The sequence below is a fragment of the Paenibacillus sp. FSL H8-0104 genome (genome assembly GCF_038050215.1).
Taxonomy (GTDB): domain Bacteria; phylum Bacillota; class Bacilli; order Paenibacillales; family Paenibacillaceae; genus Paenibacillus; species Paenibacillus amylolyticus.
This window is the reverse complement of the sequence record NZ_JBBOTC010000001.1, coordinates 1,210,560-1,235,054: the sequence shown is the minus strand read 5'-3', so window position 1 is coordinate 1,235,054 and position 24,495 is coordinate 1,210,560. Positions and strand designations below refer to the sequence as shown.

General features: G+C 47.3%; 18 protein-coding genes. 3 read left to right on the top strand and 15 right to left on the bottom strand.

The features are described 5' to 3' along the window. Positions 1 to 365 precede the first annotated feature (365 nt). The 7 genes from NST38_RS05480 to NST38_RS05450 form a co-directional block, all read right to left on the bottom strand. Entirely contained in the window at positions 366 to 2,810 is a 2,445-nt protein-coding gene (locus NST38_RS05480) for a glycoside hydrolase family 6 protein (protein WP_180361862.1), read from the bottom strand. Positions 2,811 to 3,378: 568 nt separating this feature from the next. Continuing rightward, entirely contained in the window at positions 3,379 to 4,455 is a 1,077-nt protein-coding gene (locus NST38_RS05475) for an efflux RND transporter periplasmic adaptor subunit (RefSeq protein WP_047841820.1), read from the bottom strand. Positions 4,456 to 4,483: 28 nt separating this feature from the next. After that, complete coding sequence (locus NST38_RS05470; RefSeq protein WP_101314708.1) at positions 4,484 to 5,854, bottom strand: ABC transporter permease; 1,371 nt, start codon at positions 5,852 to 5,854, stop codon at positions 4,484 to 4,486. A gap of 18 nt (positions 5,855 to 5,872) precedes the next feature. Continuing rightward, the gene (locus tag NST38_RS05465) at positions 5,873 to 6,556 is read right to left on the bottom strand and encodes an ABC transporter ATP-binding protein (RefSeq protein ID WP_036606319.1); all 684 of its coding nucleotides are present in this window, start codon (positions 6,554 to 6,556) and stop codon (positions 5,873 to 5,875) included. A 383-nt stretch (positions 6,557 to 6,939) separates the two neighbouring features. Continuing rightward, positions 6,940 to 8,103, bottom strand: coding sequence for a hypothetical protein (locus NST38_RS05460; protein ID WP_101314707.1), 1,164 nt, complete (start codon positions 8,101 to 8,103; stop codon positions 6,940 to 6,942). Then, positions 8,100 to 9,566, bottom strand: coding sequence for a sensor histidine kinase (locus tag NST38_RS05455; protein ID WP_101314706.1), 1,467 nt, complete (start codon positions 9,564 to 9,566; stop codon positions 8,100 to 8,102). Before NST38_RS05455 ends, NST38_RS05460 begins: the two co-directional genes overlap by 4 nt. Next, positions 9,563 to 10,276, bottom strand: coding sequence for a response regulator transcription factor (locus NST38_RS05450; protein ID WP_036606313.1), 714 nt, complete (start codon positions 10,274 to 10,276; stop codon positions 9,563 to 9,565). Before NST38_RS05450 ends, NST38_RS05455 begins: the two co-directional genes overlap by 4 nt. Positions 10,277 to 10,492: 216 nt before the next feature. Between NST38_RS05450 and NST38_RS05445 the strand changes: the two genes are divergently transcribed. Together NST38_RS05445 and NST38_RS05440 are read left to right on the top strand one after the other, a co-directional pair. Beyond that, the gene (locus tag NST38_RS05445) at positions 10,493 to 10,969 is read left to right on the top strand and encodes an RNA polymerase sigma factor (protein ID WP_036606312.1); all 477 of its coding nucleotides are present in this window, start codon (positions 10,493 to 10,495) and stop codon (positions 10,967 to 10,969) included. Between the two features lie 222 nt (positions 10,970 to 11,191). After that, the gene (locus NST38_RS05440; protein WP_373888076.1) at positions 11,192 to 13,978 is read left to right on the top strand and encodes a DUF5689 domain-containing protein; all 2,787 of its coding nucleotides are present in this window, start codon (positions 11,192 to 11,194) and stop codon (positions 13,976 to 13,978) included. 96 nt (positions 13,979 to 14,074) lie between these two features. Here the strand turns inward: NST38_RS05440 and NST38_RS05435 are convergent, their stop codons facing one another. From NST38_RS05435 to NST38_RS05415, 5 genes are all read right to left on the bottom strand, one after another. After that, on the bottom strand, positions 14,075 to 14,335 hold the full coding sequence (locus tag NST38_RS05435) for a hypothetical protein (RefSeq protein ID WP_101314704.1): 261 nt from the start codon (positions 14,333 to 14,335) through the stop codon (positions 14,075 to 14,077). Between the two features lie 317 nt (positions 14,336 to 14,652). Further along, the gene (phnE, locus tag NST38_RS05430) at positions 14,653 to 15,459 is read right to left on the bottom strand and encodes a phosphonate ABC transporter, permease protein PhnE (RefSeq protein WP_101314703.1); all 807 of its coding nucleotides are present in this window, start codon (positions 15,457 to 15,459) and stop codon (positions 14,653 to 14,655) included. Continuing rightward, positions 15,456 to 16,307: a phosphonate ABC transporter, permease protein PhnE gene (gene phnE / locus NST38_RS05425; RefSeq protein ID WP_036672541.1), complete on the bottom strand. Its 852-nt coding sequence runs from the start codon at positions 16,305 to 16,307 to the stop codon at positions 15,456 to 15,458. Before phnE (NST38_RS05425) ends, phnE (NST38_RS05430) begins: the two co-directional genes overlap by 4 nt. Continuing rightward, positions 16,304 to 17,101, bottom strand: coding sequence for a phosphonate ABC transporter ATP-binding protein (gene phnC, locus NST38_RS05420; protein ID WP_101314702.1), 798 nt, complete (start codon positions 17,099 to 17,101; stop codon positions 16,304 to 16,306). The genes phnE (NST38_RS05425) and phnC overlap by 4 nt, the downstream gene beginning before the upstream one ends. A 177-nt stretch (positions 17,102 to 17,278) precedes the next feature. Next, positions 17,279 to 18,277, bottom strand: a complete 999-nt coding sequence (locus NST38_RS05415; RefSeq protein ID WP_373865020.1) for a phosphate/phosphite/phosphonate ABC transporter substrate-binding protein — start codon at positions 18,275 to 18,277, stop codon at positions 17,279 to 17,281. Positions 18,278 to 18,535: 258 nt separating this feature from the next. Between NST38_RS05415 and NST38_RS05410 the strand changes: the two genes are divergently transcribed. Further along, positions 18,536 to 20,140, top strand: coding sequence for a bifunctional metallophosphatase/5'-nucleotidase (locus tag NST38_RS05410; RefSeq protein WP_101314701.1), 1,605 nt, complete (start codon positions 18,536 to 18,538; stop codon positions 20,138 to 20,140). Between the two features lie 92 nt (positions 20,141 to 20,232). On the opposite strand, the gene NST38_RS05405 is transcribed toward NST38_RS05410, so the two are convergent. The 3 genes from NST38_RS05405 to NST38_RS05395 all read right to left on the bottom strand — a co-directional run bounded on the left by NST38_RS05405 (position 20,233) and on the right by NST38_RS05395 (position 24,470). Beyond that, the gene (locus NST38_RS05405; RefSeq protein ID WP_101314700.1) at positions 20,233 to 20,568 is read right to left on the bottom strand and encodes a hypothetical protein; all 336 of its coding nucleotides are present in this window, start codon (positions 20,566 to 20,568) and stop codon (positions 20,233 to 20,235) included. A 274-nt stretch (positions 20,569 to 20,842) separates the two neighbouring features. Further along, positions 20,843 to 22,681, bottom strand: coding sequence for an ABC transporter ATP-binding protein (locus tag NST38_RS05400; RefSeq protein WP_100526568.1), 1,839 nt, complete (start codon positions 22,679 to 22,681; stop codon positions 20,843 to 20,845). Further along, positions 22,662 to 24,470, bottom strand: a complete 1,809-nt coding sequence (locus NST38_RS05395) for an ABC transporter ATP-binding protein (protein WP_101314699.1) — start codon at positions 24,468 to 24,470, stop codon at positions 22,662 to 22,664. Before NST38_RS05395 ends, NST38_RS05400 begins: the two co-directional genes overlap by 20 nt. Between the last annotated feature and the right edge of the window lie 25 nt (positions 24,471 to 24,495).

Genomic DNA, 24,495 nt, shown 5'->3' with positions numbered 1-24,495 from the left:
CAAATATCCGTCCAAAACGATTAATAATCAGTGTTTTTAGGAGTCATTTAGGAAATAAGTACTTGCAACTCTGAGGGTTATCCGTTCCGGTTACGAATCGTCCTTATGATCGCTGTTATCCCCGGATTTTCTTCCATCCCCTTTCCAAGGGAAAAATCCGTTGATAAAGGCGAGATGATGCTTACGAAGTAGCTTTCTTGCAGAAAGCTTTCAGCTTCGCTTCTTCAGAATCGATTTCGTCCCCTCCACTACGTTCCTCAGTTGATCAAGAACTTCAATCTAGAATGACTCCTTGTAATGCATAGCAAAAAACCGCAATCCTCTAACACACAGAGGATCGCGGTTAAGACAGTTACAATTAAAGTTTAAGGCTCAATACCCCATACCAGGTTTCCACCTTGGTGGAGTGTTACCTTGTTCCAATCCTGGTAGGATGTTTTCGTTGGATCGAAGGAATAGTCATTAGTCTCGTCAAAGTTGGACCAGTCTGTTTTGTACATGCGAAGCTGGATGTCTCCAGTCTGTCCACCAGCCTGAATGCTGCCAGCGGCAGATGTGAAGCTCAGCTCTACATACGAGTCTGTGAAAGTCCGCTGGATATTGGCTCCGCCAACTTGAGCGTAATCGATGGCAGAATCCATCGCAGCCGAGCCTTCTTTGGAGAAGTAATACCGGATCTTCAGATCACTCAGATTCACAGCAGTACTGCCCAGGTTTTTGATGTTGAAATACGGTTTGATCTGGCTATCTTGAGCATTGGTATCTCCAGCACGATATTGCACGACAAGATCACTCGTTGGTACAACGACACTTTGAGGTGTCGCGGAAGCTACAGCGGAATTGGCACTTTGCCCTGCTGCATTCACTGCACTTACCACATAATGATACGTTGTGCCGTTCGTCAGGGCAGTGTTGGTGTAGGACGTACCACTCACATTCGCCGCGATCGTTGTGAACGGACCTGTTGCACTCAGTGCGCGTTTCACATCATAACTTGTTGCACCTATAGAAGCGGTCCACGTCAGGCTCACCTGTGCATTGCCTGCAGTTGCTGTGAGAGCAGTCGGTGCAGCTGGCGCCGTTACACCTGCAACAGGTGTAGCTGTTGCTGTTGCAGAGTTAACACTTTCACCTACTGCATTTGTTGCCGTTACCACATAATAATAGGTTGTACCATTGATCAGACCGGTGTTGCTGTAAGATGTTCCACTTACATTAGCTGCAACTGTTGTGAATGGACCTGATGCACTCAGTGCCCGCTTCACACTATAACTTGTAGCCCCTGTGGAAGCAGTCCACGTCAAGGAGACCTGAGCGTTACCGGCAGAAGCTGTCAATGCTGCTGGTGCTGCCGGAGCTGTTGTTCCGCCCGGAGGATTACCTCCACCGTTACTTGCAGGAAGTACAGGGAATGCGTTTTTCACCAGTGCCACGAATTGATCATGGAACCAGTGACCCGATACCGGAGCATTAGGCAACGCACCTGTTAATACACCATCCCGAGTTGTGAAGGTTGGATCACACATCCGGTCAAAACCTTTGCCTTCGTTATTCGGAATTTCGGAGCTGGAGCCATCGGATTCACCCGGAGGTTTCACCCATACATAAGCATCCAGATGCGCTGGTCCTGGTGCAGCCTTAGGTGCTTCACCAATACCTGCGCCACTGGCATTACACCAGTTCCCCCGATGCTCCCGGCGATCTACACGTCCGGAGTTCACATAATCGTTGATGTTGCTGCCCGTAGCAGATGCTGGACGGTCTACCCCGCCCCACCCATTCCGGCTAGTATCAATCAGGAAACCTGTGCTGCTTGGCCAGCCAGCTTGTACGAAATCGGCATACAGCGCAGCAGTGAAATCGGTTTCGTCAAAATAAGGATTCCACTCATAAAACTTGGCAGATTTAATCGGTTGTCCACCGATATTGAGATCAGGGTTAGACAGGTTCGGCTCCCCCAGCGGTGTAGTGTTTGCTGTATTTGTAATGAAGCCATCTGCACTGCTCAGACCTGCGGCTGTCCCTTGCACAACACTTGTATACAGCGCGACTGCTGCAGAACGGTTGTTATCCCATCCAAGCCAGCCGGAGTGGCCGATATCCAGATAGTTGTACACATTAGGAATGGCGTGCAGCTTGTCCAATGCATACTTCACACCCGCCTCATAGATACCTGTTGAGCTGGCTTGACCACAAGCTGGTGTACTCAGGTTGGTCACGAGGTTAGGCAGACTGTCCGGTTCAATGACAGCAATAATGCGAATATCCTGATACTTCGGATCTGCGAAGATATCTGCGAGCACATCAATATAATCCGTTTTATATGTCTGCAGTGCCGCCTGTGTTAGTGGAAGCTCACCATTCGATGCGAGTGCATGACAATCCCGTCCAGGCAAGTTATAGATAACAAATGAAGCCGTTATAGGCGTACCCGGTTTCTTTTGAGCGAGAACGGCATCAAGATGTTGCTCTACACTTTTGCGACCAGCGTTGTCCGTCCCGCCATAGATTGCAGCAATCCGGTCAACCCATACTGCGGTTGGATACGATTTGACCGTCTCCATCTTGGCCTTCAACGACGCATCGTTGGTCAATGCAATGGACGTATCCACGAGAGCTGAATAGTCCTCGTTCAGATACGCGGTTGCCCCTACAAATGGATTATCCACATGTGCTTCAGCCGCCTGAGTCAAGCCTGGAGACAGTCCAGGGAAAATCCCCGCCGCGAGCAGCGTTGCTGCAAGCATTTGTTTTACACCTTTGCGCAGGATCTTCTTACCTCTCGATTTGGTTTTCAATTTAGTCTTCATAGTTCCACCTTTCCTTTAGTTAGATTGGGTTGTACTCATGTCTGATCCTCTGTGTCATTATGATGCTTAGCACGAAGAGAACGTTCGGATGAGTTGGTTGTATCACCTCCAAAAGAAATGGTTGTATCACTGGAATCTTGAGCAAACAAATGGTGTGTGAGGGCGAATCATGTGAATGAGTATAATATGGTGGGTGTGGTTGAACGTGTGTTAGACATGAAGAAGTGTGAACAATGACTTATGGGATGTCTGAATCCTAAATTGGGTAAGCGCTTTCTTCAAACGGTTAAAAAAAAGGCCTTCGCCTATCCATCTACAAACATGATGTTCGGTGTCACCTCCTTATGTTCTGATTATACGACATGTAAATTTTACTGTAAATTGAATTATATAAATTTAATTATATTTTTTTCCATAATTCAGGCAGGAATCTGGACATCCCTTGCTCCAAAAGACACACGAGGTCCATCGTGGCAATCTGCCACAATGAACCTCGTGTTTTTCAATGCCGAATTAACCGTTCGTCTAGCTAATCATTACATATATGCCTTGTTCTTATATTCTACATCTAAGGCAAAACGACAATGTCTCCCGGTTTCAAGCCACTAACCACTTCCGTCTTGTCCCCCGATTCCATTCCAGCCTGGATCGTCAGCGGCTCTGTTTGTCCATTGCCCTTGTCTAACAGTACGTAAGGCTCGGTCTGATCCCGCATGATCGCGAGACTGGACACTACCGTCACTTTATCCTTCCGCATCGTCTCGATATCGCCTTCCAGACTCACGCCTCCATACATTCTGGCGTCCGGCTTCAGATCAATGACCACGTCAAACTGTGAAGCTTGCTTGAGGTCCGTATCGGTACTCTTGCGGGCGAATTTGGACACCTTACTTACCTTCCCGGTGAATTGCAGGTCTTTCTGCGCTGTCATTCGCACCTTAACCGGCATGCCCACCTTGAGCCTGAACATTTCTTCCTCACCAACAATCGTCATAAATTTCAGTTTGCTGATGTTTGTAATGGACCCGATCAGCTGTCCTTCCGTCACCGCACGTGTCTTGCTATCCTCTTCATTCATCTGAAATATACCGGAAGCGGAAGCATACACAACAGACTTACTTATAACTGCCTGCTTTTTCTGTATCTCCTTCTCCTTGAGGACCAGCGCTTTTTGATTCAATTCATTCGTCAGGCGTTTACCTTCCCGATCTGCAAATGCCTTCTTGCGCTCCTCTTCCGTCACGCCAAGGGACTCACTCATATTCGCCTGATCCAGGGTAACCTGATTCATCTTGTTTTCCAGCTGAGCTTTCTCCAGATCACTCTGCAACTGTTCTACTTCCGTTTGTAACGTGGAAGTATCGAGGGTAAACAGGATATCACCTTTGCTCACCTGCTCACCACTTTTCACATGCCACTGCTTGATGTTGGAAGCATACGGAGCAAAGATATCCGTCTGATCGGTGTATACGGATTTCCCCTTCACCTGTATCGTTTGCGTCATTGTTTCCTGTGTCACATCAAAGGTAATCGGGGGCGGAATCTCTATAGGTGCCTCCGGTTTTGGCTTGTACTTTTCATACAGCCAGTATCCTGCACCTGCCAAAAGTACAACAGTGATGATGATTTTAATCCATTTCTTCATGTGCCCAATTTCCCTTTCGCTGATAAAATTACATTGATTTGATCACAGTTAATGCATTGGTCCGAGATGCGCTGATTGCCGGATATATACCTGATACAATGCCAACCAGAATAGCAAAAACGATGCCAAGTGGCAGAGCCGACTGCTGAATAACGACGGTCATCGGACCATTCATCTGATCTGCCATCTGACTCGCCAGCAGACTGTTCACCCCGCCGAGGGCAGCAAAGGCAATCCCCACACCAGCCACGCCGCCCATTAATCCAAGCATCGCTGCTTCCGTAATAAACATCTGACGGATCTGCCACAGATTTGCGCCCAGCACCTTCATCACACCGATCTGTTTACGACGCTGATGCGTAGACATAATCATCGCTACAATAATGGATAATGAGGCCAGCAGCATGATAAAACCACCGATCCCCAATGCCGCTTTTTGGTACATCGCCAATTGACCTGCCATCGCTTCCTCCTGGAACAGATTACTCTGTGTGTTTAACGTCAGCTTTTTAATCTGTTCTTCCACCTGGGATACATAACGTTTGTCCTCAACCTTGACCAGAGCCGAGTTAAGATGCTTGGCCGCACTGCTGTCGGCCTGCTGTAATCCAAGCTCATCCTGCAATGCACGAGCTGTATCGAGCGGCAGATATACTTTTTTATCGTTTTGAGCGCTCATATCATCCATGTTGGAAGGCTTCATCAGTTCTCCAGACACGCGTATAGAACCACTCATTTTGGTTTTGCTCGCATTCGCATAATCTTCATATCGGAACTGAACCAGCTGCTGAACCAACTGATCCTGCTTCGCAGACATTTCCGTAAACTGCTCCAAAAGCTCATTGTTATATGGATCAGCATTCAACTGCTCAAATAACTTCTGAGTTACTTTGGGGTCCACGAGTCCAAATGCAGCCCCATAACTGGTTACCGCCATACGACCATCCTCTGCCCCACGTCCCTCAGCATACTTGTATCCAAACCCGCCCAGGGTCTCCAGCTGGGTACCAATGACCTCAACATACGTGCTGCGACCATCCGAAAGCACCATTTCCAGCGAATCCAGCTTTAACATGGGAGCCACGGCAACCACATGGGGAAGTCTTTGGATAATCTGAATCTTTTCCAACGTCAATGCTCCCCGTTCAAACTTCGATGTCTGACCATTCCCCTTGCCGTTGCCGGTACGAATGCCCTCATTAGGCGTAATCGTAATTTCATCCATCTTGTAATTGTCGTTTAATGTTTTCTCGCTATAGGTCTGTACAGACTGCCCCACACTAAGTGCAATGATCATGGCGGCAGAACCGATGGACAGCCCCATCATACACAGCAGCGTGACCATTTTTCTACGAATGATCTGTCCCCAGGCCATACGTGCTACATCCCGTATTCTCACATTTCCTCTCCTTTTGCCTCAAACTTCCCTTACAGCCTCTTCAACCAATATTCCATGTTGCAGTGTAAGCACAACTTGCATCTGCTCCGCGACCTCTGCTTCATGTGTCACAATGACAAAGGTTGTATTCATATCCCGGTTAAGCTGCTGCAAAATCGCAATAATCTCTTCCTCCGTCTCGGTATCCAAATTTCCCGTTGGCTCATCTGCAAAGATCACCGAGGGTTCGGTAATGAGCGAACGTGCAATACTGACACGTTGTTGTTGACCGCCCGACAACTGGGACGGGAACAATTTTGTTTTTTCACCCAGTCCAACCTGTTCCAACAGCTTTAATGCTTTAGCTTTGCGTTTCGAAGGGCTTATCCCCATAAACACCAAGGGTAACTCTACATTTTCCCGGATCGTAAGATTGGACAGCAATTCATAGGATTGAAAAATAAACCCGATATGACTGCGCCTGAACTCAGCCAGGCGATTTTCACTGAAACGTACAATATCTTGTCCCGCAATTAGAATCTTGCCCTGATCCGGTTTCATCAGCCCCGCCATCAGATTCAGCAGTGTGGATTTACCCGAACCAGAACTGCCCAGCAGGGCTACCATCTTGCCTTCTCCAATCGTCAGGTTGATATCCTGAAGCACCGGCACAGTTCCCTGGCCATTGCGGAACGAGTGGGATAATTGTTCAACTTGAAGCATTGCTACATGTCTTCCTTTCTACTTGCTAAATATGTACAGAGGTTGTTCAAAAAAACCCGCTTTTGATTACGAAGGATGTCTAATGACATCATCAACATCGAATATAGAATTCAGCCGAAATGTCCGTTGCTCACGTAGTTTTCCCTACGCTCTGCTACTCCATTTCTAGCTTCATCCCATCTTCTCGGTACTGAAAACCAGTTTTTTTGAACTTGTATGTATAGATTCGTGTAGCACATTCCCTTATCATTATAGGGTGGAGATGTATCCGGGCTGGCCGGAGTTGTATCCAACTTGTAACATGTCATAACAAAAAGACCTTGTCCACAGAGCAGCTATCGCTCCATCAGACCAAGGCCTTATATTCGTATACCTTCCGCAGCTTACCAGGCTCTGAAACTAAAGCGGTACATTTCACTTTTATCCACTGAGCTGCTTACAGCAAATAATTCATCGTCATTCCATTTCAGACTGATGAAGTTATCAATATTGCGATAGATCACCGTATCCGACGAAATCTTGCTGTCATTCAGGTAGGCAACATGCAACTCATTTTTCTGATTCTGACTGTCCATCGGGAAAAAGTAAGCTATTCGGGATTCATCTGCATCCAGATCGAAACTCCAGATCGAACCTTGTAATAACAGATCATACTGCTCCTCTGCTGCATGATACCGATACAGCCCCTGTACCTTATTCATCGTTCCCTGGATGAGCATGTCACCATTTTTCAGCAACTTGTACTGTTGAATATCCTCCATTGCAGCATACGCCTTCACTTCATGCTCATCCTCAAGCGATACACGATAGATAGCATACTTGTCTTTCAGCATCACCAGTATATAAAACTGTTGGTGATCCTCACTGACCTGCAACACATCCATAACGATAAACGTATCACTCGAACCTTTCCCTTGTTTTGGTCCTGTGAACATGCTCATCAGCTCTTCATACGTGTAGATGACATGACTCGTCCCCTGGCTCAAATCAACTTGTTTAAATAACAGATCATCCTGACCGATGTAGGATTCGTTCCCTACAAACACTCGATAATACGAGTTGTCGTACGGAAGCTTGCGACGTTCCCCGCTCTGTATTATATACTCATACGTTGTCTTCTGCGTCTGACCTGCCCGATACTGGGAGTAAATGATTTTCTTGTGATCCGGGCTGATCGTTACACCGTAATCCGTATTAGCCGCAATGTTCTTCACTTCCTTATCATCCAGATGCAGAAGAGACAGCTTGAGCCCTGAATAGGAAAATTCCGGCTGATTAAATATAATCGTATTCCGGTCTAACACTTCAAAATCAAAGATCGCAAAGTTATTTGGAATCTTGGTAGCCGACTCGATCTGAATCGTACTGCTCGGTGGTGGTGCCAGACGGCTGTTGAACTGCTCACTTGGCAAAATCACCGTTCTTGGTTTGAGATTTCCGAGACTGAACAGGCTCCCAATCCCAAAAATCCCGCTGACAAATGCGATCAACAACCCTGACAGCATCAATCTGTCACGATTTTTACGCCAAAATCCAGGATGTCTCATGCGTTCATTTCCCCCGGAAGACTGATATTCACTTGTGTCCCTTCCCGCATGATGCTCTTCATCTCCACTGTTCCTCCATGACGCTCAACGATGTTCTTCACAATAGATAAACCCAGCCCGGCACTGCCTTTCTCGGCCCTGTTGATTCCTTTATCCTGGTAAAAGGGTTCAAATACATGTTGGAGCGCTTCTGCACCGATTCCTTCCCCCTGATCACGGATCACAATAGCAATGGAATCACCTAACCTGAAGGATTGTACTTCGATAATGGAGTTCACATCACTGTACTTGACCGAATTATCCAGGATGTTGAGGAAGACCTCCTTCAACTTATCCCGATCTCCCTGCACATACTGATGTTCCTCCAGCTCATAGTGAATGCCTATATTGTACTTGCTCGCCTTAATCGACATGTCCTCACAAGCTTCACGAATAATATCTGATATATCGATACGTTCGAACCGGTATGCCTGAATGACCGCAGAGGAGACCGAGACCTCCAGAATATCCGCAACCATCGTGTTGAGACGCTGGCTTTCCTTGATGATATAATTCATGCCCTTGTCAAAAAAGTCCTGGTCGGTAAATCCGTTATCCCGTAAAATCTGGGCGTATCCCAGAATCGTCGTTAAGGGTGTCTTCAATTCATGTGTCACATTGTCAAAAAAGACTTTGCTTCTGGCCTGTACTTGCTTCACTTCGTCCCGCTCTCGCTCAATCACATCAATCTGCTCCCGAACCCGATCAATCATGACGGTGAAGCTTGAAGCCAGTTCACCGATCTCATCCTTGGTTGTAATCTGAATGTCCGCATTCAGACTTCCTTGGGCCACTTCCGCAGAACGTTTCGTGAGTACACGGATGGGTTGTGTAATTTTCCGGGAAATAAAGATGGATGCGATAAATACAAATACGAAAATAACTGCTGCAAAAAACTTGATTGTATTTTGAAAACGAAGGTTGCGTTTGAACAATTCCGTGTAATCCTTCTTCATCTGTACGATTCCAATCAATTGTTGATCCATCTGGAGAGGGAAGGACAGACTGGCTGTGACCCGACCCTTATCCACAACTGTGGTGTAAGCAATCCGGGAATGTACGGCTTCCTCCACATCAGGATGGTCAGACCGCTTAGCAACGTTAACCTCGCTGCCAACAGATTCGTATGGCGAAGCATCGGGGCGATATACTATAATCTCCCCACCAACGGCTGATCCAATCTGCTCCGCGAGCTCGCGACTCCCTGCTTCGAGCGAGTCTCTGCTCATGCGTTTGTTATGTATCAGAAAGTACTGATTCAGCGCAATGTCCAGATTTCTTTTGGATTGCACCATATCCTCATGCACTTCCCGGTACATATTCTCCTGGGCTACCTTATTGGACAGAATCAGCAGGACGGAGAATCCGATAAATACAATGACCGAGAATAACACCACCATTTTGAACTGGATCGTCCACTTCATGTCTGTACCTGAATATTCAGCTTGTACCCCACACCGAATACCGTTTCAATCATCGAAATGCCTTGCACACCACTATCCAGTTTCTTGCGAATCCGTTGCACATGAATGTCCACCGTTCGGGTATCCCCTGCAAAATCAAATCCCCATACCTTGTCCAGCAGTTCAGAACGTGTATGAACCTTACGATGATGGGTCACGAGAAATAACAATAGATCATATTCCTTATTCGTAAGCCCTGCCCGTTCCCCGTCTTTCCACACTTCCCGTTCATCCTTGCGGATCTCAATATGCTTGCCAAGCCTTACCACCTCATAGGACTGATTCTCCAGTGTCTCGCTGATCAGATCAATCCGGCGAAAGATCGCCCGAATGCGTGCAACCACTTCACGGATATCAAAAGGCTTCGTGATATAATCATCCGCCCCAAGCTCCATGCCAAGTACCTTGTCCAGCATGTCCGACTTCGCAGTGATCATGATGACAGGTATCTTGGAGTTCACAGATAGTTGCCTGCACACATCAAAACCGCTCATATCTGGCAGCATCAGATCCAGCAGGATCAGATCCGGCTTCGAATCCCGAAGCAGATCCAGACCCTCTTTTCCCGTAGCTGCTTCCTTGATCTCAAATCCTTCCTTACGTAACGAATAGGACAAAATATCGCGAATGGACTCCTCGTCCTCAATAATTAAAATCTCTTTTTGTCTCATGATACTTTCGTAATCTCCCTGCTCTATGAATTTCCTTCATCTGCCTTTATTTTGTATCCCAAGCGGTATGCTTGAATAGAGGGAAGCACGAAATGTTACAACTCCGATACAACTCTGAACCTTTTGGAAACAACCACCCGATATACTTGGATAATAAAGAGACTCATACCAGACCGGACCCAAGCCTGATCTGTATCCAAGGGGGATTCACATCATATGAACAGCACACAAATTAATGATGCTTATATCAACTATAAATCAGAAATCACAAGGTATCTATCCCATATTGTCAAACAACCGCAAGATGCAGAAGATCTGGCACAGGATTGTTTCATTCGACTAATGAACGTTACCGTGGATATCCCTGAAGATCGCATTCTCTATTATCTCAAACGCATTGCCCGTAACCTGGCGATGGACAGCTTCCGCAGGCGGACCCGTACACTCAGACGAGACAGCCGTCTGGAGGTACCTACCCACCACGTCGATACTTCCCACCTTGAAATTAGCGAAGGTGTTCATGATCTTGTTTCCCATATTAACAACACCGAACATCGTAAAATATTAGAACTTCGCCTCATCCATGGATACTCCATTAAGGAAACGGCAGAGCTGGTGAATCGCAGTGAAGGCATGATTAAATCCTCTGTCTTCCATGCCGTCAATCGAATTCGGGCCAAAGTCATCTCATAAGAGATGGCTTTTTATTTGCGTAAAATCAATATGTACGCAGAATTGGATGGATTATGACGGGACCGAAATACCTATGGATATGTCAAAAGACCCAATTTTACAAATATCGAGTTAATTTTTACAAATTGTTATGACTATGTGAGATTTTCATGTGGTAGAATATGGACGAACTCATGAATCAACTAATATTTGGGAGGGATTTGGTTGGGTAAATTAACAGGTATGCGAGGAGTAGTTTTAAAATCACTCCTCGCATTGTCCATGGCTTTGCCGCTTCAGGTCGGATTATGGAACGGAGATGCATCGGTTCATGCGGAAGGACCGACAGACCCGGCACCGTTCATCCAGGCAAAGGTTGTGAACCAAAATGCAGGTAAAAAAGTATTGTTCGACAACTCTCACGGCCAAACGGCTGGAGCTGCAGACTGGGTCATTGATGGAGGTTTCTCCGACTTCGGGAATGCACTCGCGAATGATGGTTACTATGTCAAAGAACTTCGCAAGACAACTCCATTTACCTATGATGATCTGAAAGAGTATAACGTATTCGTTATTGCAGAGCCTCAAATTCCTTTCAAAACATCCGAACAAGCAGCACTCAAACAATATGTTGAAACGGGCGGCAGCATCTTCTTTGTTGGAGATCACTATAATGCAGACCGTAATAAAAACCGCTGGGATGGCTCTGAAGTCATCAACGGCTATCGTCGGGGAGCATTCGAAGATCCGGCCAAAGGTATGAGCACCGATGAGCGTAATTCTGAAGCGATGCAAAATGTAACCGGCTCGGACTGGTTGTCCGATAACTTCGGCGTACGTTTCCGCTATAACGCACTTGGCGATATCAACGCCAATATCGTTGTACCGGCAGATCAAGCCTTCGGCATCACAGAAGGCTTATCGGCTGTAGCCATGCACGCCGGTTCAACACTTGCAATCACCGATCCGGAAAAGGCAAAAGGTATTGTGTACCTGCCAAAAACCAACGCAAAATGGAATAACGCGGTAGACCAAGGTGTCTACAACGGCGGCGGGATTGAAGAAGGTCCTTACGTGGCTGTATCCAAGCTGGGCGCAGGTAAAGCTGCCTTCATCGGTGACTCCTCTCCAGTAGAAGATGCATCACCAAAATACTTGCGTGAAGAGACAGGCACACGCAAAACAACTTATGACGGTTTTAAAGAAGCCGATGATGCCGTGTTGCTCGTGAACACCGTAAACTGGCTTGCTACACAAGAGAACTACACAAGCCTGACTGAAGTGAACGGACTTGAACTGGACACAGCTACAGCGCTGTTGCCATTCGAAGAGCCGGCTGCTTCCACAGAACCACAGGCTGAACCTTGGTCCGCACCTGCTGCCGGATATAAGTGGTACGATCGTTCCACGTTCAAGGCTGGTTCTTACGGTGGCCCTGCATCCAGTGCGAACGCTGCATACAGCTTCGTGAAACAGGATACTCTTCCGAATGCAGAAGACTTCCAGATTCGTGTAGTTGTGGAGAACATGGCTCCGAACACAACCGTATCCGGTTATAGTGCCGGTATCTATCTGACTGGCGGAACACAGGTCGCCATGATCCAGAATGAAAGTGGTACTTGGCCAACTTCGTACGGGTATAGCTCCACATTCAGTGTAACCTCGGACAGCCAAGGTCGCGGGATCAAAGATCTGGACGTCCGGATCAAACCAGGTACAACTGGCGCTGCCAGCTTGCGTCTGCGTCTGAATGGTAGCAACCTGATCACCAATGCCGTGACTGTTGGCAATGTGCCAGCAGAACAGCTTCCGGAAGAAGAAGGACCGATTCCAGCAGCTATCACAGTTGCTGAAGCACGTACCAAAGCTGCTGGCACTACCGTAACCATCGAAGGTGTTGTGACGACAGAGCCTGGTGCATTCGGTGGACAAGCCTTCTATCTTCAAGATGAAACTGCCGGAATCTACGTATTCCAGCACACTAGCGGCTTCCATGCTGGTGACAAGGTGAAAGTAACAGCAGCAACAACCATCTATAACAGCGAGTTCGAGCTTACCGATATCGTTGCGATTGAGAAAACAGGTACGGCTTCCGTACCTACTCCAATCGAGGTTACTGCAATTACAGATGCGAACCAAGGTCAACTGGTTCAATTGAAAAATGTAACGATTGAGAATATCATCAGTGCTACACCCGTTGGATCTTTTGAATTCGACGCGGTAGCAGCAGATGGAACGAGCACACACATCCGTGTAGACACCCGTACAGGTGTGACGGAGACTTCCTTCCCTTATGCTGCTGGTGACAAAATCGATATCACAGGCGTTTCCGCTATTTTCAAAGATGTATATCAATTGAAACCTAGAAGTTTGAATGATTTTGTACCTGCTGAAGAGCAAGGTGGCGGCGAAGTGCCTTCCACTCCAGCTGCAGGAGCACCGGGTAAACCGGTGCTTTCTTCTGATAATGGATATACCACTGGCCTGTTCGAAGGTTCGTACAACGTAAGCATGAACCTCTGGTGGGGTGAAAACGGTTCTGAGTACAAACTGTATGAGAATGGCGTTCTGATCGATACGCAGAAGTTGACTGCGGCTTCGCCATCGGCTCAGTCCTCCAAAACCGCCATTACAGGCAAAGCCAACGGCACGTATACTTATGTAGCTGAGCTGACCAATGACAAAGGCACAACACGCAGTGACGTGCTGACGGTACAAGTAACCAATGCTGCTCCGGGCAAAGCTACGTTGTCCCAAAACAACTGGGATGGTGACGGCAACTACAACGTATCCATGAACCTCTGGTGGGGTACAAATGCAACCGAATATCGTCTCTATGAGAATGATGTATTGATTGATACACAAGCGTTGAACGCAGCAACACCAGCTTCCCAAAGTGCTACAACTGAATTGTCGGGTCGCGCTAACGGAACGTACACGTACCGTGCTGAGCTGATCAACGCTGCAGGCGTAACCAGCACCGAGACAATTACGGTTCAAGTTACTAAAGCTTTGCCTTTGGCTAGTTAAGTCTCAGTAAAGAAGCCTAACGTTTAACCAAGCAACTAAAAAACCGAAACCAACATTGCCTGATTCACAGGGTAACATGGTTTCGGTTTTTTAGGTTCATTTCAAACGTTCCAGCTCATTCCATTTCTTCCAACCTAGAATACTGTTCCATACAGCAGCATAAACAGCCACGGCGATAACACTGATGACAAAAATCCAGTTTATGTGGGGATACGGATAACTTCTCCCCGTGAAAACGATCAGGATTGCACTGAGTCCAATATTCTCTATGTTATGCTTTTTAAACTTCTGAAAGAACATTCTGTAGAGTAATAGGAGTACCATAAACCCAATCCATATAAAATAAAATACTTCCATAGGTCACCTTCCTTTTAAAGCTCACTTCTTGTATCGGTATCTATAAAGAGTATTAATTAATATCCTTAATTCCCTTTATATAGAAACATATTAATCTTATATGTAATTGGAAAATTATTCAATCATTATTATACAATTCTTGGAATACTCTTATTCCTCAGCCGTTAGCAGACCATCAAGAACGCTACTTTGTTTATTGTCTGACACACAAAAAAAGACTATCCTTGCCAATATTTTGGCACCGAATAGCCCTCTCTTCTTACGCTATCAACTTATCTTAATTTATCATCTAATATATTCGTAGCGCCACTTTAATTCTACACCAGCTTCTTACGAATATACCCCGAGATCAGGTCGATAATCGTGATCATCACGATAATACCCAGCAGGATTATACCTACTCGCGGCCAGTTCCGGGTGCTCAATGCAAAGATCAGTGGTGTACCAATTCCCCCTGCTCCGATTACACCCAGTATAGTCGCGGAACGTACATTGATCTCAAAACGATACAACGTATAGTTCAGGAATCCAGGCATAACCTGCGGCAGGATGGCAAACCACAACTGCTGCATACGATTGGCTCCGGAGGCAAGCAGCGCCTCAGATGGGCCATAGTCGATATTTTCAACTTCATCCGCGTATAATTTGCCTAACATGCCGATGGAGTGTAATCCAAGGGCGAGTACCCCTGCAAACGATCCGGGACCTACTGCCTTAATGAATAACAAGGCCATGATAATCTCAGGGAACGTGCGGATAAAGCTGAGTACCATTTTACCTGCACCCGAGATGGAACGATGCCCACTCATGTTACGGGCAGACCAGAAGGCAAACGGGATACAGAGCACGGCCGAGATTACAGTACCTAGTACGGAGATTGCCAACGTGTCTAGAAGTCCGCGCAGCAGGTCTTCTCCCTCAGGCAAATATACAAACTCCCAGTCCGGTGAGAAAATCCCGGCTACAATGGCTTTCATAATCTGAGCGGCAGTTTCCTTGAAACCAGTAAACGGTACACCGGCAAGCGCCCAGGCATACATAAGGATTAACAGTAACACAATGACCCAGCGTAGCGGGTTCTTCCGTGGTTTAGGCCGGATGCGGCTTGTTTCATTTTTCATCATAGCAATTTCTCCCGCAGCTTAGTACTTACATAATCAATGACCAGAACAATGACGAGGGTAAACAGAATGATTACGCTGGTCTTGTCATACTCCAGGAACCCAAGTGTTGCCTCATAGTAGAGTCCAATCCCTCCGGCTCCCACCAGTCCCAGAATGGCAGCAGCACGTATATTAATTTCGAAGGCATACAGCACATAGGATGTGAACTGGGCAGCCAGTTGCGGCACCACGCCATATACAATGAGCTGAATCCGGTTCATACCAACAGCCGTCATCGCTTCCAGCGGCCCCTGATCAATGGTTTCCAGCGTCTCATACGTCAGCTTCGCGATCAGACCTATCGAGAACACAGCCAGTGCCAAGATTCCGGGGATTGGCCCCAAACCAAACACAGCAACGAACAAAGCAGCAAGCAACAGATCCGGCACGGTCCGAATCAGGTTCAACAGAAAGCGCGCCGGATAGTAGATCCAGCGACTTGGCATCAGGTTACCGGCACAGATAATCGAGACTGGAATTGCAATAATCGCACCAATGGTTGTCCCAATCAGGGCCATTCGAATCGTTTCAAGCATGCCTTGCACGATATTATCAAAGTAACTCCACCGGGGCGGGAACATCTCCTTCAGCAGATCCAGCATGTTGGGAAAACCTTCAAACAACTCCGTGAAGCTGGCATCCGTCTGTTTGGCACTGGCCCACAGAAGGAGCAGTATGATCACTAAGGTGAGCAAATGTTTCGTACGCCCAGGCGGTTTCGGGCGATTTACAACCTGAGCCGGGCTAGAACCAGGTTCCTTCCCCACTCCGCCTGAATTCTGAAGTGGAACGTTGGACTGCCCCTTCATACCACAACTTCTCCCTGCTCATGCACAGTCTGCTTGTCTAGCAATTCGTCAGCCAGAATTGGTCTGCCGTAAATTTCTGCAAAGCGCTCATCCGTTGCCTCTTCTACCGGGCCGTCGAAGACCACCTCACCTGCACGCAATCCGACAATACGGGTCGCATACTCTCTCGCCAGATCAATAAAGTGAAGATTGACGATCGTCGTAATCCCAAGGTCTTGATTGATGCGTTTCAGGTCATCCATGACCTGTTTTGTTGTAAGTGGGTCAAGTGAAGCAACCGGTTCGTCGGCCAGAATGATTTTTGCTTCCTGTGCCAATACACGGGCAATAGCCACACGCTGTTGTTGTCCACCAGACAACTGATCTGCACGGGAATAAGCTTTCTCCGAAATATTCACACGATCCAGCGCAGTGAATGCCAGTTCAATATCCTCTTTTGGAAAACGACCCATAATGGTACGCATAGTGGAATGATATCCAACCCGTCCAGCGAGTACGTTACGTAGTACACTGGACCGTTTTACCAGATTGAAGCTCTGAAAAATCATGCCGATGTCACGTCTGATCATGCGCAGCCGTTTGCCTTGTGCCTTCGTGATGGAACTTCCGTTAATCAGAATCTCGCCCTCACTAATGTCGTGCAGTCGGTTAATGGAGCGTAAGAGCGTTGATTTACCCGCACCGGACAGACCCACTACAGCAATGAATTCACCCTGCTCAAATTTCAGATTAATATTATCCAGGCCCTTGGTGCCGTTAGCGTAAGTTTTGGTAACGTTATGAAGCTCAATCATGACAATATCCTTCTTTCATTCATAATGATCAACCATACATGAGTCCTTGCTATAATGGCACAAGCCAGCGCAGCGTAGATCACGCTGAACTGGCCTGTCCATTGCTACGATTAAGCTGTTCCCATCCAAGAAAGCTACTACAATGTGAACAGATCCCGAACTACTTTTGGATCAAAATTATTCACCTTTCACTTTTTCGCCATACTGACGAACGATCTCAAACTTGCTATCATCGGACTCTACATAACCTTCATGCGTATAGATTTCTTTGATGATCTGGTGACCTTCAGTATCTTTACCGATATCGATGAAGGCTTGTTTGATCTTCGCAGTCCAATCTGCATTCATGTCTGTACGAACGGCAATGGTATCGTTAGGAATAGGCTCAGTGAACGCCAGTACTCGTGTATCTTCAAATACAGTCGGATAGTCTTTAGCTACCGTGTTGCGGGCATCTTGGAAAATAGCTGCTGCATCAACGTCACCGTTTAATACAGCGATAACACCTTGGTCATGACCTTTCAACGTTACAGGTGTTACATCTTTTAATGGATCAATGCCTCTGTCTAGCAACAGACCTGCTGGCCATACATAACCTGCGGAAGACGTTACGTTTTGGTAAGCGACTTTTTTACCTTTAAGGTCCTCGATGGATTGAATCGGCGAATCTTTTTTCACAATGAACATGGATTTATAGGAATCCGCCAACTCTTCGGTTGGAGCACCTGTCTCATCATTTACACCGAAACGTTGTGCTTGCAAGATAACCTGCGCAGCGCCTTTTTCTTTAGCCAGTACATAAGCTGTCGGAGGCAAGAAACCTACGTCTACTTTGTTGGAAGCCATTGCTTCAATAATTGTGTTGTAGTCGGTGGATACGCTGACTTTTACCGGAATGCCCAGTTTGTCACCAAGCAACTTCTCCAGCGGTTTCGCTTTGGCTTCAAGCGTATCTGCGTTCTGGGAAGGAACAAATTGAACCGTCAGTTCAGTTGGCACATAACCTTCGACAGCTTTCTCTGTCTCTGCCGTAGACGTACCGGATGCATTCGAACTCGAATTATCCCCGTTAGCCGAACCTGTTGTACTACTGCTAGACCCACAAGCACTCAGAAACAGAACCAAAATCAACAATGGTAAAAATAAAGCAGACTTCTTCAAACGAACACCCTCCAAAGAGTTTCTATTTTTCAGTACTTATCTACTATAGTTGCCAAATATTAGCGCGATGTGAAACGAAATTTGGAGTTTTGTAAAGTTTCCTGTCAGGCTGTCAGCGCGACTTGTATCTGTTAGAATAGGCTCATTATGGTTGAAGATATAGGAAGAACATCGGAGATAACGGCGCATACTTCGGTTCTTCAAGCTATTCATTCTTCTCCGTTTTATAGTAATTCCATATATCTGAACTTATATATTAGAGGAGATTGTAAAATGACATCCACAAACCATACGGCAAGCTTCGATATTCTGTATACCAGTGATCTGCACGGGGCGATCCGTCCCATTCATTACAATACCAATGCCTACCGCCCGGCTGGGCTTGCGCTGCTGGCTTCCCTGATTCGGAAGGAACGTGAACGTTCACCTGAATTGATGCTGGTGGATAACGGGGATCTGCTGCAAGGATCACCCTTGGCCTCCTATGCAGCTTCACAGGTTTCCAAAAACGAGGTGCATCCATTCATAACGGTACTGAATGAACTCGGTTATGATGCTGCGGTGATGGGCAATCACGAGTTTAACTATGGTCAGAATCTGTTGCGCGGAGCAGTTGAAGCTTCCAATTTCCCTTGGCTGTCTGCCAATATTGTAAAAGATGAGCAACCAGATGTACCTACCTTCGGTCCTCCGTATCTAATCAAAACCTTGTCTACGGGTGTCAAAGTAGCCCTCTTGGGCGCAACTACGCACTACATACCGAACTGGGAGCACCCGAAAAATATTGAGGGTTTACAGTTCCTTGATGCCTTGGAGACGATTCGTACATGGGTCAGCTATATCCATGAGCATGAACAACCAGATGTAATGGTTGTCAGTTATCACGGTGGATTTGAGAGTGATCTGGAGACAGGCGAGCCCGCAGAACGGTTAACTGGAGAAAATCAAGGCTATGCCATCTGTCGGGACATCGAAGGCATCGATGTGTTGCTTACCGGACATCAGCATCGTCAGCTTACCGCTAATATTCATGGTGTAACCGTCATTCAGCCAGGCTTCAGTGGAAATGGTGCGGGGCATGTATCCCTTCAGTTGGAACAATCATCGGGCGGCAAGTGGCAGATTACAGATAAGCAGGCTCGGTTGTTACTTCTGGATGAACATCATGAGGTTGAACCTAATGCAACCGTCATGAAACTGACGGAAGAGCTGGAAACTGAGGCACAAGCATGGCTTGATCAACCCATTGGCGAGGTGGCTGGGGATTTATCCATCACCAATGCTACGGCTCTGCGACTCAAGGCACATCCATTCATTGCTTTTGTACATCAAGTGCAGATGGAAGCGACTGGAGCGCAGCTCTCCAATACCGCCATGCTGAGTGAAGAAGCTCGCGGTTTCGGGAGTCACATCACCGTTCGGGACGTGTTATCCAACTTCATCTATCCTAATACTCTGACGGTGCTGGAGTTGAGTGGTCAGGATATCCGGGAGGCACTGGAACAAACGGCACGTTACTTTGAAGTGAATGCTTCTGGTGAGGTGGCAGTTAATCCGGCTTATATAGAACCCAAACCTCAACATTATAATTACGATATGTGGGCTGGCATGGAATACGAGCTGGATATCTCCCAACCTGTTGGCAGTCGAGTTGTGAAGTTGGAACATGAAGGCAAGCCAATGGACATGAATGGCATGTACTCTGTGGTGATGAACAGCTACCGCGCTGCTGGCGGCGGGGATTATGCAATGTATCCGGGCAAAAAGGTACTGCACGAAGGTGCCACGGACATGGCCGCACTGGTGGAGGATTATATTCGCAGACACCAACCGTTAACGGTTGAACAGCCAAATAACTGGAAAGTTATTGAAAGTTAAATGAGAAAGAGCAGGTCCTGTGATCAGGATCTGCTCTTTTGTTTTCAACCTATTGCTTACTTGTTCTTGTTGAATTATCCTGTCCTGTCCCGTTATCCGACATATTGAAGAATTAACTGATATAAGGCTATGGCAAATCCTAAGATACTCGCTTTCATTTTAGATGGATGATTTCTTTCGCTGCGAATCAAATAAAAGAAAACCAAAATAAACCCTGCGGGGATCCATAGCTCAAAGACACCATTTGTTGTACTTTGAGAATAAATTGGCGTAATGAACGTACTAATCAAAAAGTAAAAGAAAACCGTAAAACGTCTTGTTTCTAACTGCTTGCTCCACCTTACTAGAATGAAAATAATAATGATTGCGATAATCGTAATGTGTAAAGGGGGAAAAAGAAGAGCAGCATTCCCAAATTTGAATTCCATTCCGCATTGCCCTCCTCTCTTCTAATGCATCACATGACTGACTACAGGCATACGTGTAAAAATTCATTCTCATGCTTCAAAACCGCTGGCAACCGTCCAAAAACGGACCTATTCCAATATATCCTTATTTTAACATACAATCACAGTTCCATTTCCCACGTTTATTCAATAAAATATGCAAAAAGAGCAGAAGTGAGGAGCATCGTGCCCTCATCCCTGCTCATTTTACATACCTACAAGTTTTCTAATACATGTCCCATATTATCCAAAATGACTATTGCGCCTTTTTACGCAGCTGACTGTAATACAGCTCGCTGTAGAAACCGCCTTGTTCCAGCAGGGCATCATGCGAGCCTTGCTCCAGTAGCTGCCCATCCTTCAGCACCAGAATTCGGTCTGCCTGACGGATCGTGTTCAGCCTGTGGGCAATGACAAAGCTGGTACGGCCTTGCATCAGGCGTTGCAACCCTTCCTGGATTTTAATCTCCGTAACAGTATCAATACTGCTCGTCGCTTCGTCCAGTACAAGTATGGATGGATCTGCCAAGATTGCCCGGGCAATGGCGAGTAATTGCTTCTGCCCCTGACTAATGCCGCTTCCATCGGCCTGGAGCACTTTGTCGTACCCATCCTTCATACGCACAATGAAGGAATGGGCATTCGCCAGCCGAGAGGCTGCTTCCACCTCTTCATCCGTCGCGTCCAGACGGCCAAACCGAATATTTTCCCGAATCGTACCCTGAAACAAAAATGAATCCTGTAATACAAATGCCATATGTGACCGCAGATTCTCACGCCGAATGGTGGTCATATCGCGTCCATCTACCGTTAATGTGCCACCTGTTGGATCATAGAAACGGGATAACAGCTGAATTAATGTTGTTTTCCCCGCTCCGGTCGGACCGACAAGGGCAATCATCTCCCCCGGTTTGGCTTCAAAGCTGATGTCATGCAAAATGTTACGTCCTTCATCGTATCCAAAGGATACTTTGTCAAAGCGAACGGCTCCCTCTACCTTGTCCAGAGATATCGCTGCCCCTTCATCCTTCGCTTCCTCATCTTCGTCCAGCACCTCAAATACACGCTCAGCCCCCGCAATCGCGGACAATAACGTATTCCACTGGTTCGCCAGATCATTCAGCGGACGAGTGAATTGACGGGCATATTCCACAAAGATAATAATCACCCCAACCGTAACGGAACCCTGAATCGCCAGAATACCACCGATGCCCGCCACAATCGCAAAGCTCAGGTTGTTCAATCCATTCATCAGTTTCGGGATAAAACCAGAGATCGTCTGTGCCCAGAAACCGGAAATCCGGATGCGGGTATTTCGTTCCTCAAAACCGCGAATCACCCGCTCCTCTTGGGAGAATGCCTTAATGATCCGTTGCCCGGATAACGTCTCTTCGATATAACCGTTGAGTTCACCGAGATTGCGCTGCCGCTCCTTGAAGAGCGGTCCCGTTCTGCGCGTAATCCAACGCATGCCGATGGCCATCAAAGGCACAACGATAAAGGTAAGCAGGGTCAGTAGCGGACTGAGCCAGAGCATAACCCCAAACGTTCCGAGCAGTGTTAATACACTCGAGAAAATCTGGATCGCCGAGCTGTTCAACGTACCGCTGACATTCTCGATATCATTGGTCACCCGGCTCATAATCTCCCCCTGCTGGCGTTTACCGAAGAATGGAATCGGTAATTTGTGCAGATGGGAGAACAGATCATACCGCATGCGGAACACGGTTTCCTGTGCAATTTCGATCATCCATATATTTTGTAACCAGGATGTAAGAGAGAACAAGACATACACTGCGGTTAATCCAATCAGAAACCGAGTCCAGCTTGCCCCGGCTTCGCCCGCGATGAAATCATCCACGGCCACCCCTACCATGTAAGGGCCAAGCAAAGCGAGTGCGGAACTGGCAAACACCATCAACAGTACCATGGACAGCTTAACCTTGCGCCGTGCCAGATAGGTCCAGATACGACCTAGCGTACCTGACCAGTTCTTCGCCCGTGCCTTGGGTTTGCGACCACCGCCTGATCGTAACGTCTCCGGATCAATCGGCGGTGGCGGCTGACGGAAAGGCTCAATGAATGCTTTGAACATGCTGTGCACCCTCCCCGTATTGTGATTCATGGATTCGACGATACAGCTCTGACGACTCCATCAGGTCTTCATGTTTTCCTTGCCCAATGAGTTGTCCATCATCAAGCAGCAGAATCAGGTCCGCCGAAGTGGTTGAACTGATCTTCTGGGTGATGATAAACGTGGTACACGACAATTCCTCCAGCGCATCGAGCAGTCTGCCTTCTGTAGCCACATCCAGCGCACTTGTGCTATCGTCCAGAATCAAAATTCTTGGTCTACGTACCAGTGCTCGTGCAATGGAAAGTCGCTGCTTTTGTCCACCGGAGAGATTCACTCCCCGTTGACCCAGCAATGTATCATAACCGTTTGGTAAATTCTCAATTGTTTCATGGATCTGCGCGCGCTTCGCGGCTTCCACGATCTCATCCAAGGTAGCATCTTCCTGACCCCAGGCAATATTCTCCCGGATGGAACCGGTAAACAGGACAACCTCCTGAGGCACATAACCAATCGCACCACGCAGCATGGACAGATCCAGCTCTGATGCATCGGCACCATCAATCCGTACCTTTCCTTGATCCTCTGTGTATAAACGCGGAATAAGCTGTACCAGCGAGGATTTGCCTGAGCCTGTTGCTCCCATAATGGCAATACGCTCCCCCGCTTTTGCCGTAAATGTGATGTTATCCAGTACTGTAATTTCACTATTCGGATAACTGAAGCCTACACTGCGGAATTCGACCGCTCCCTGAACAGCGCGCTGTTTCTTCGCCGGGAATACAGATTGCGGAAAATGCGAAGATTTCATAGATCCAGCAGATGGTGCAGACGTTGATTCTGCCTTATTCTGTTCAGTCTCCGACGTGTCCTCCGTATTAAACACTTCATTCAGCCTTTGCGCCGAAGCGCTTGCTCTGGAGAAGGTTACCAGAATCCATGACAACGCAGACATGGCACCAATTGTGCGAAGCAGATAGTTAATCACCGCGACCACTTCACCCACGGTTGCATTACCGGAGGCAATGTCGACTCGTCCAAACCATAACACGGCGATGATACAAACGTTCATCATCAGCAGCATGAACGGCATCGTGGTCTCCGTCAAGCGCAGCGCGGAAATTGTGCCTTTCATCAGCTTGCCGCTGAATCCGGCAAAGCGTTCGATCTCATGGCTCATCCGTACGAAGACACGGATCAGCCGAATGCCTGTCAGATTCTCCTGGATGACTCCATTGACGGCATCCAGTCTGCGCTGCACATTGCGGAACAGCAGCGCTGCCTTTTTGATCATCCACACTACAACAATGAGCAGTACAGGCACCATGACAACCAGCAGCAGACCCAACCTCGGGTTCACGATTACTGCCATAATCATGCTACCAATCACCACCAGGGGCACACGTGTCATGAATCGCAGACTCATGAAGACGGTGTCCTGAACCTGGGTCACGTCCCCCGTTAATCGGGTAATCAGGGACGACGTCGCGAACCGGTTAAAGACGGCATAAGAGAACGTTTGCACTTTCTCATACAACTTCTCCCGCAGATCGTATCCGAACCCCAGACTTGCATGGGATGCAAAGAACGAACTCGCAATTCCGGCAGCAAAAGCCACAACAGTACTGCCAACCAGCACACCGCCCCACAACCAGACGACAGAAAGGTCTCCCTGCTGAATCCCGTTATCAATGATCTTGGAGATCAGATAAGGCTGAGCCAGCTCCACCGCAAGCTCAATTAACATCATGACCAGGGCTGCAATCGCGGCAACTCGGTACTTCTTCAAGTAGTACAACAGCTTGATCATAAGCATTCCTCCGGCTCGGAGCACC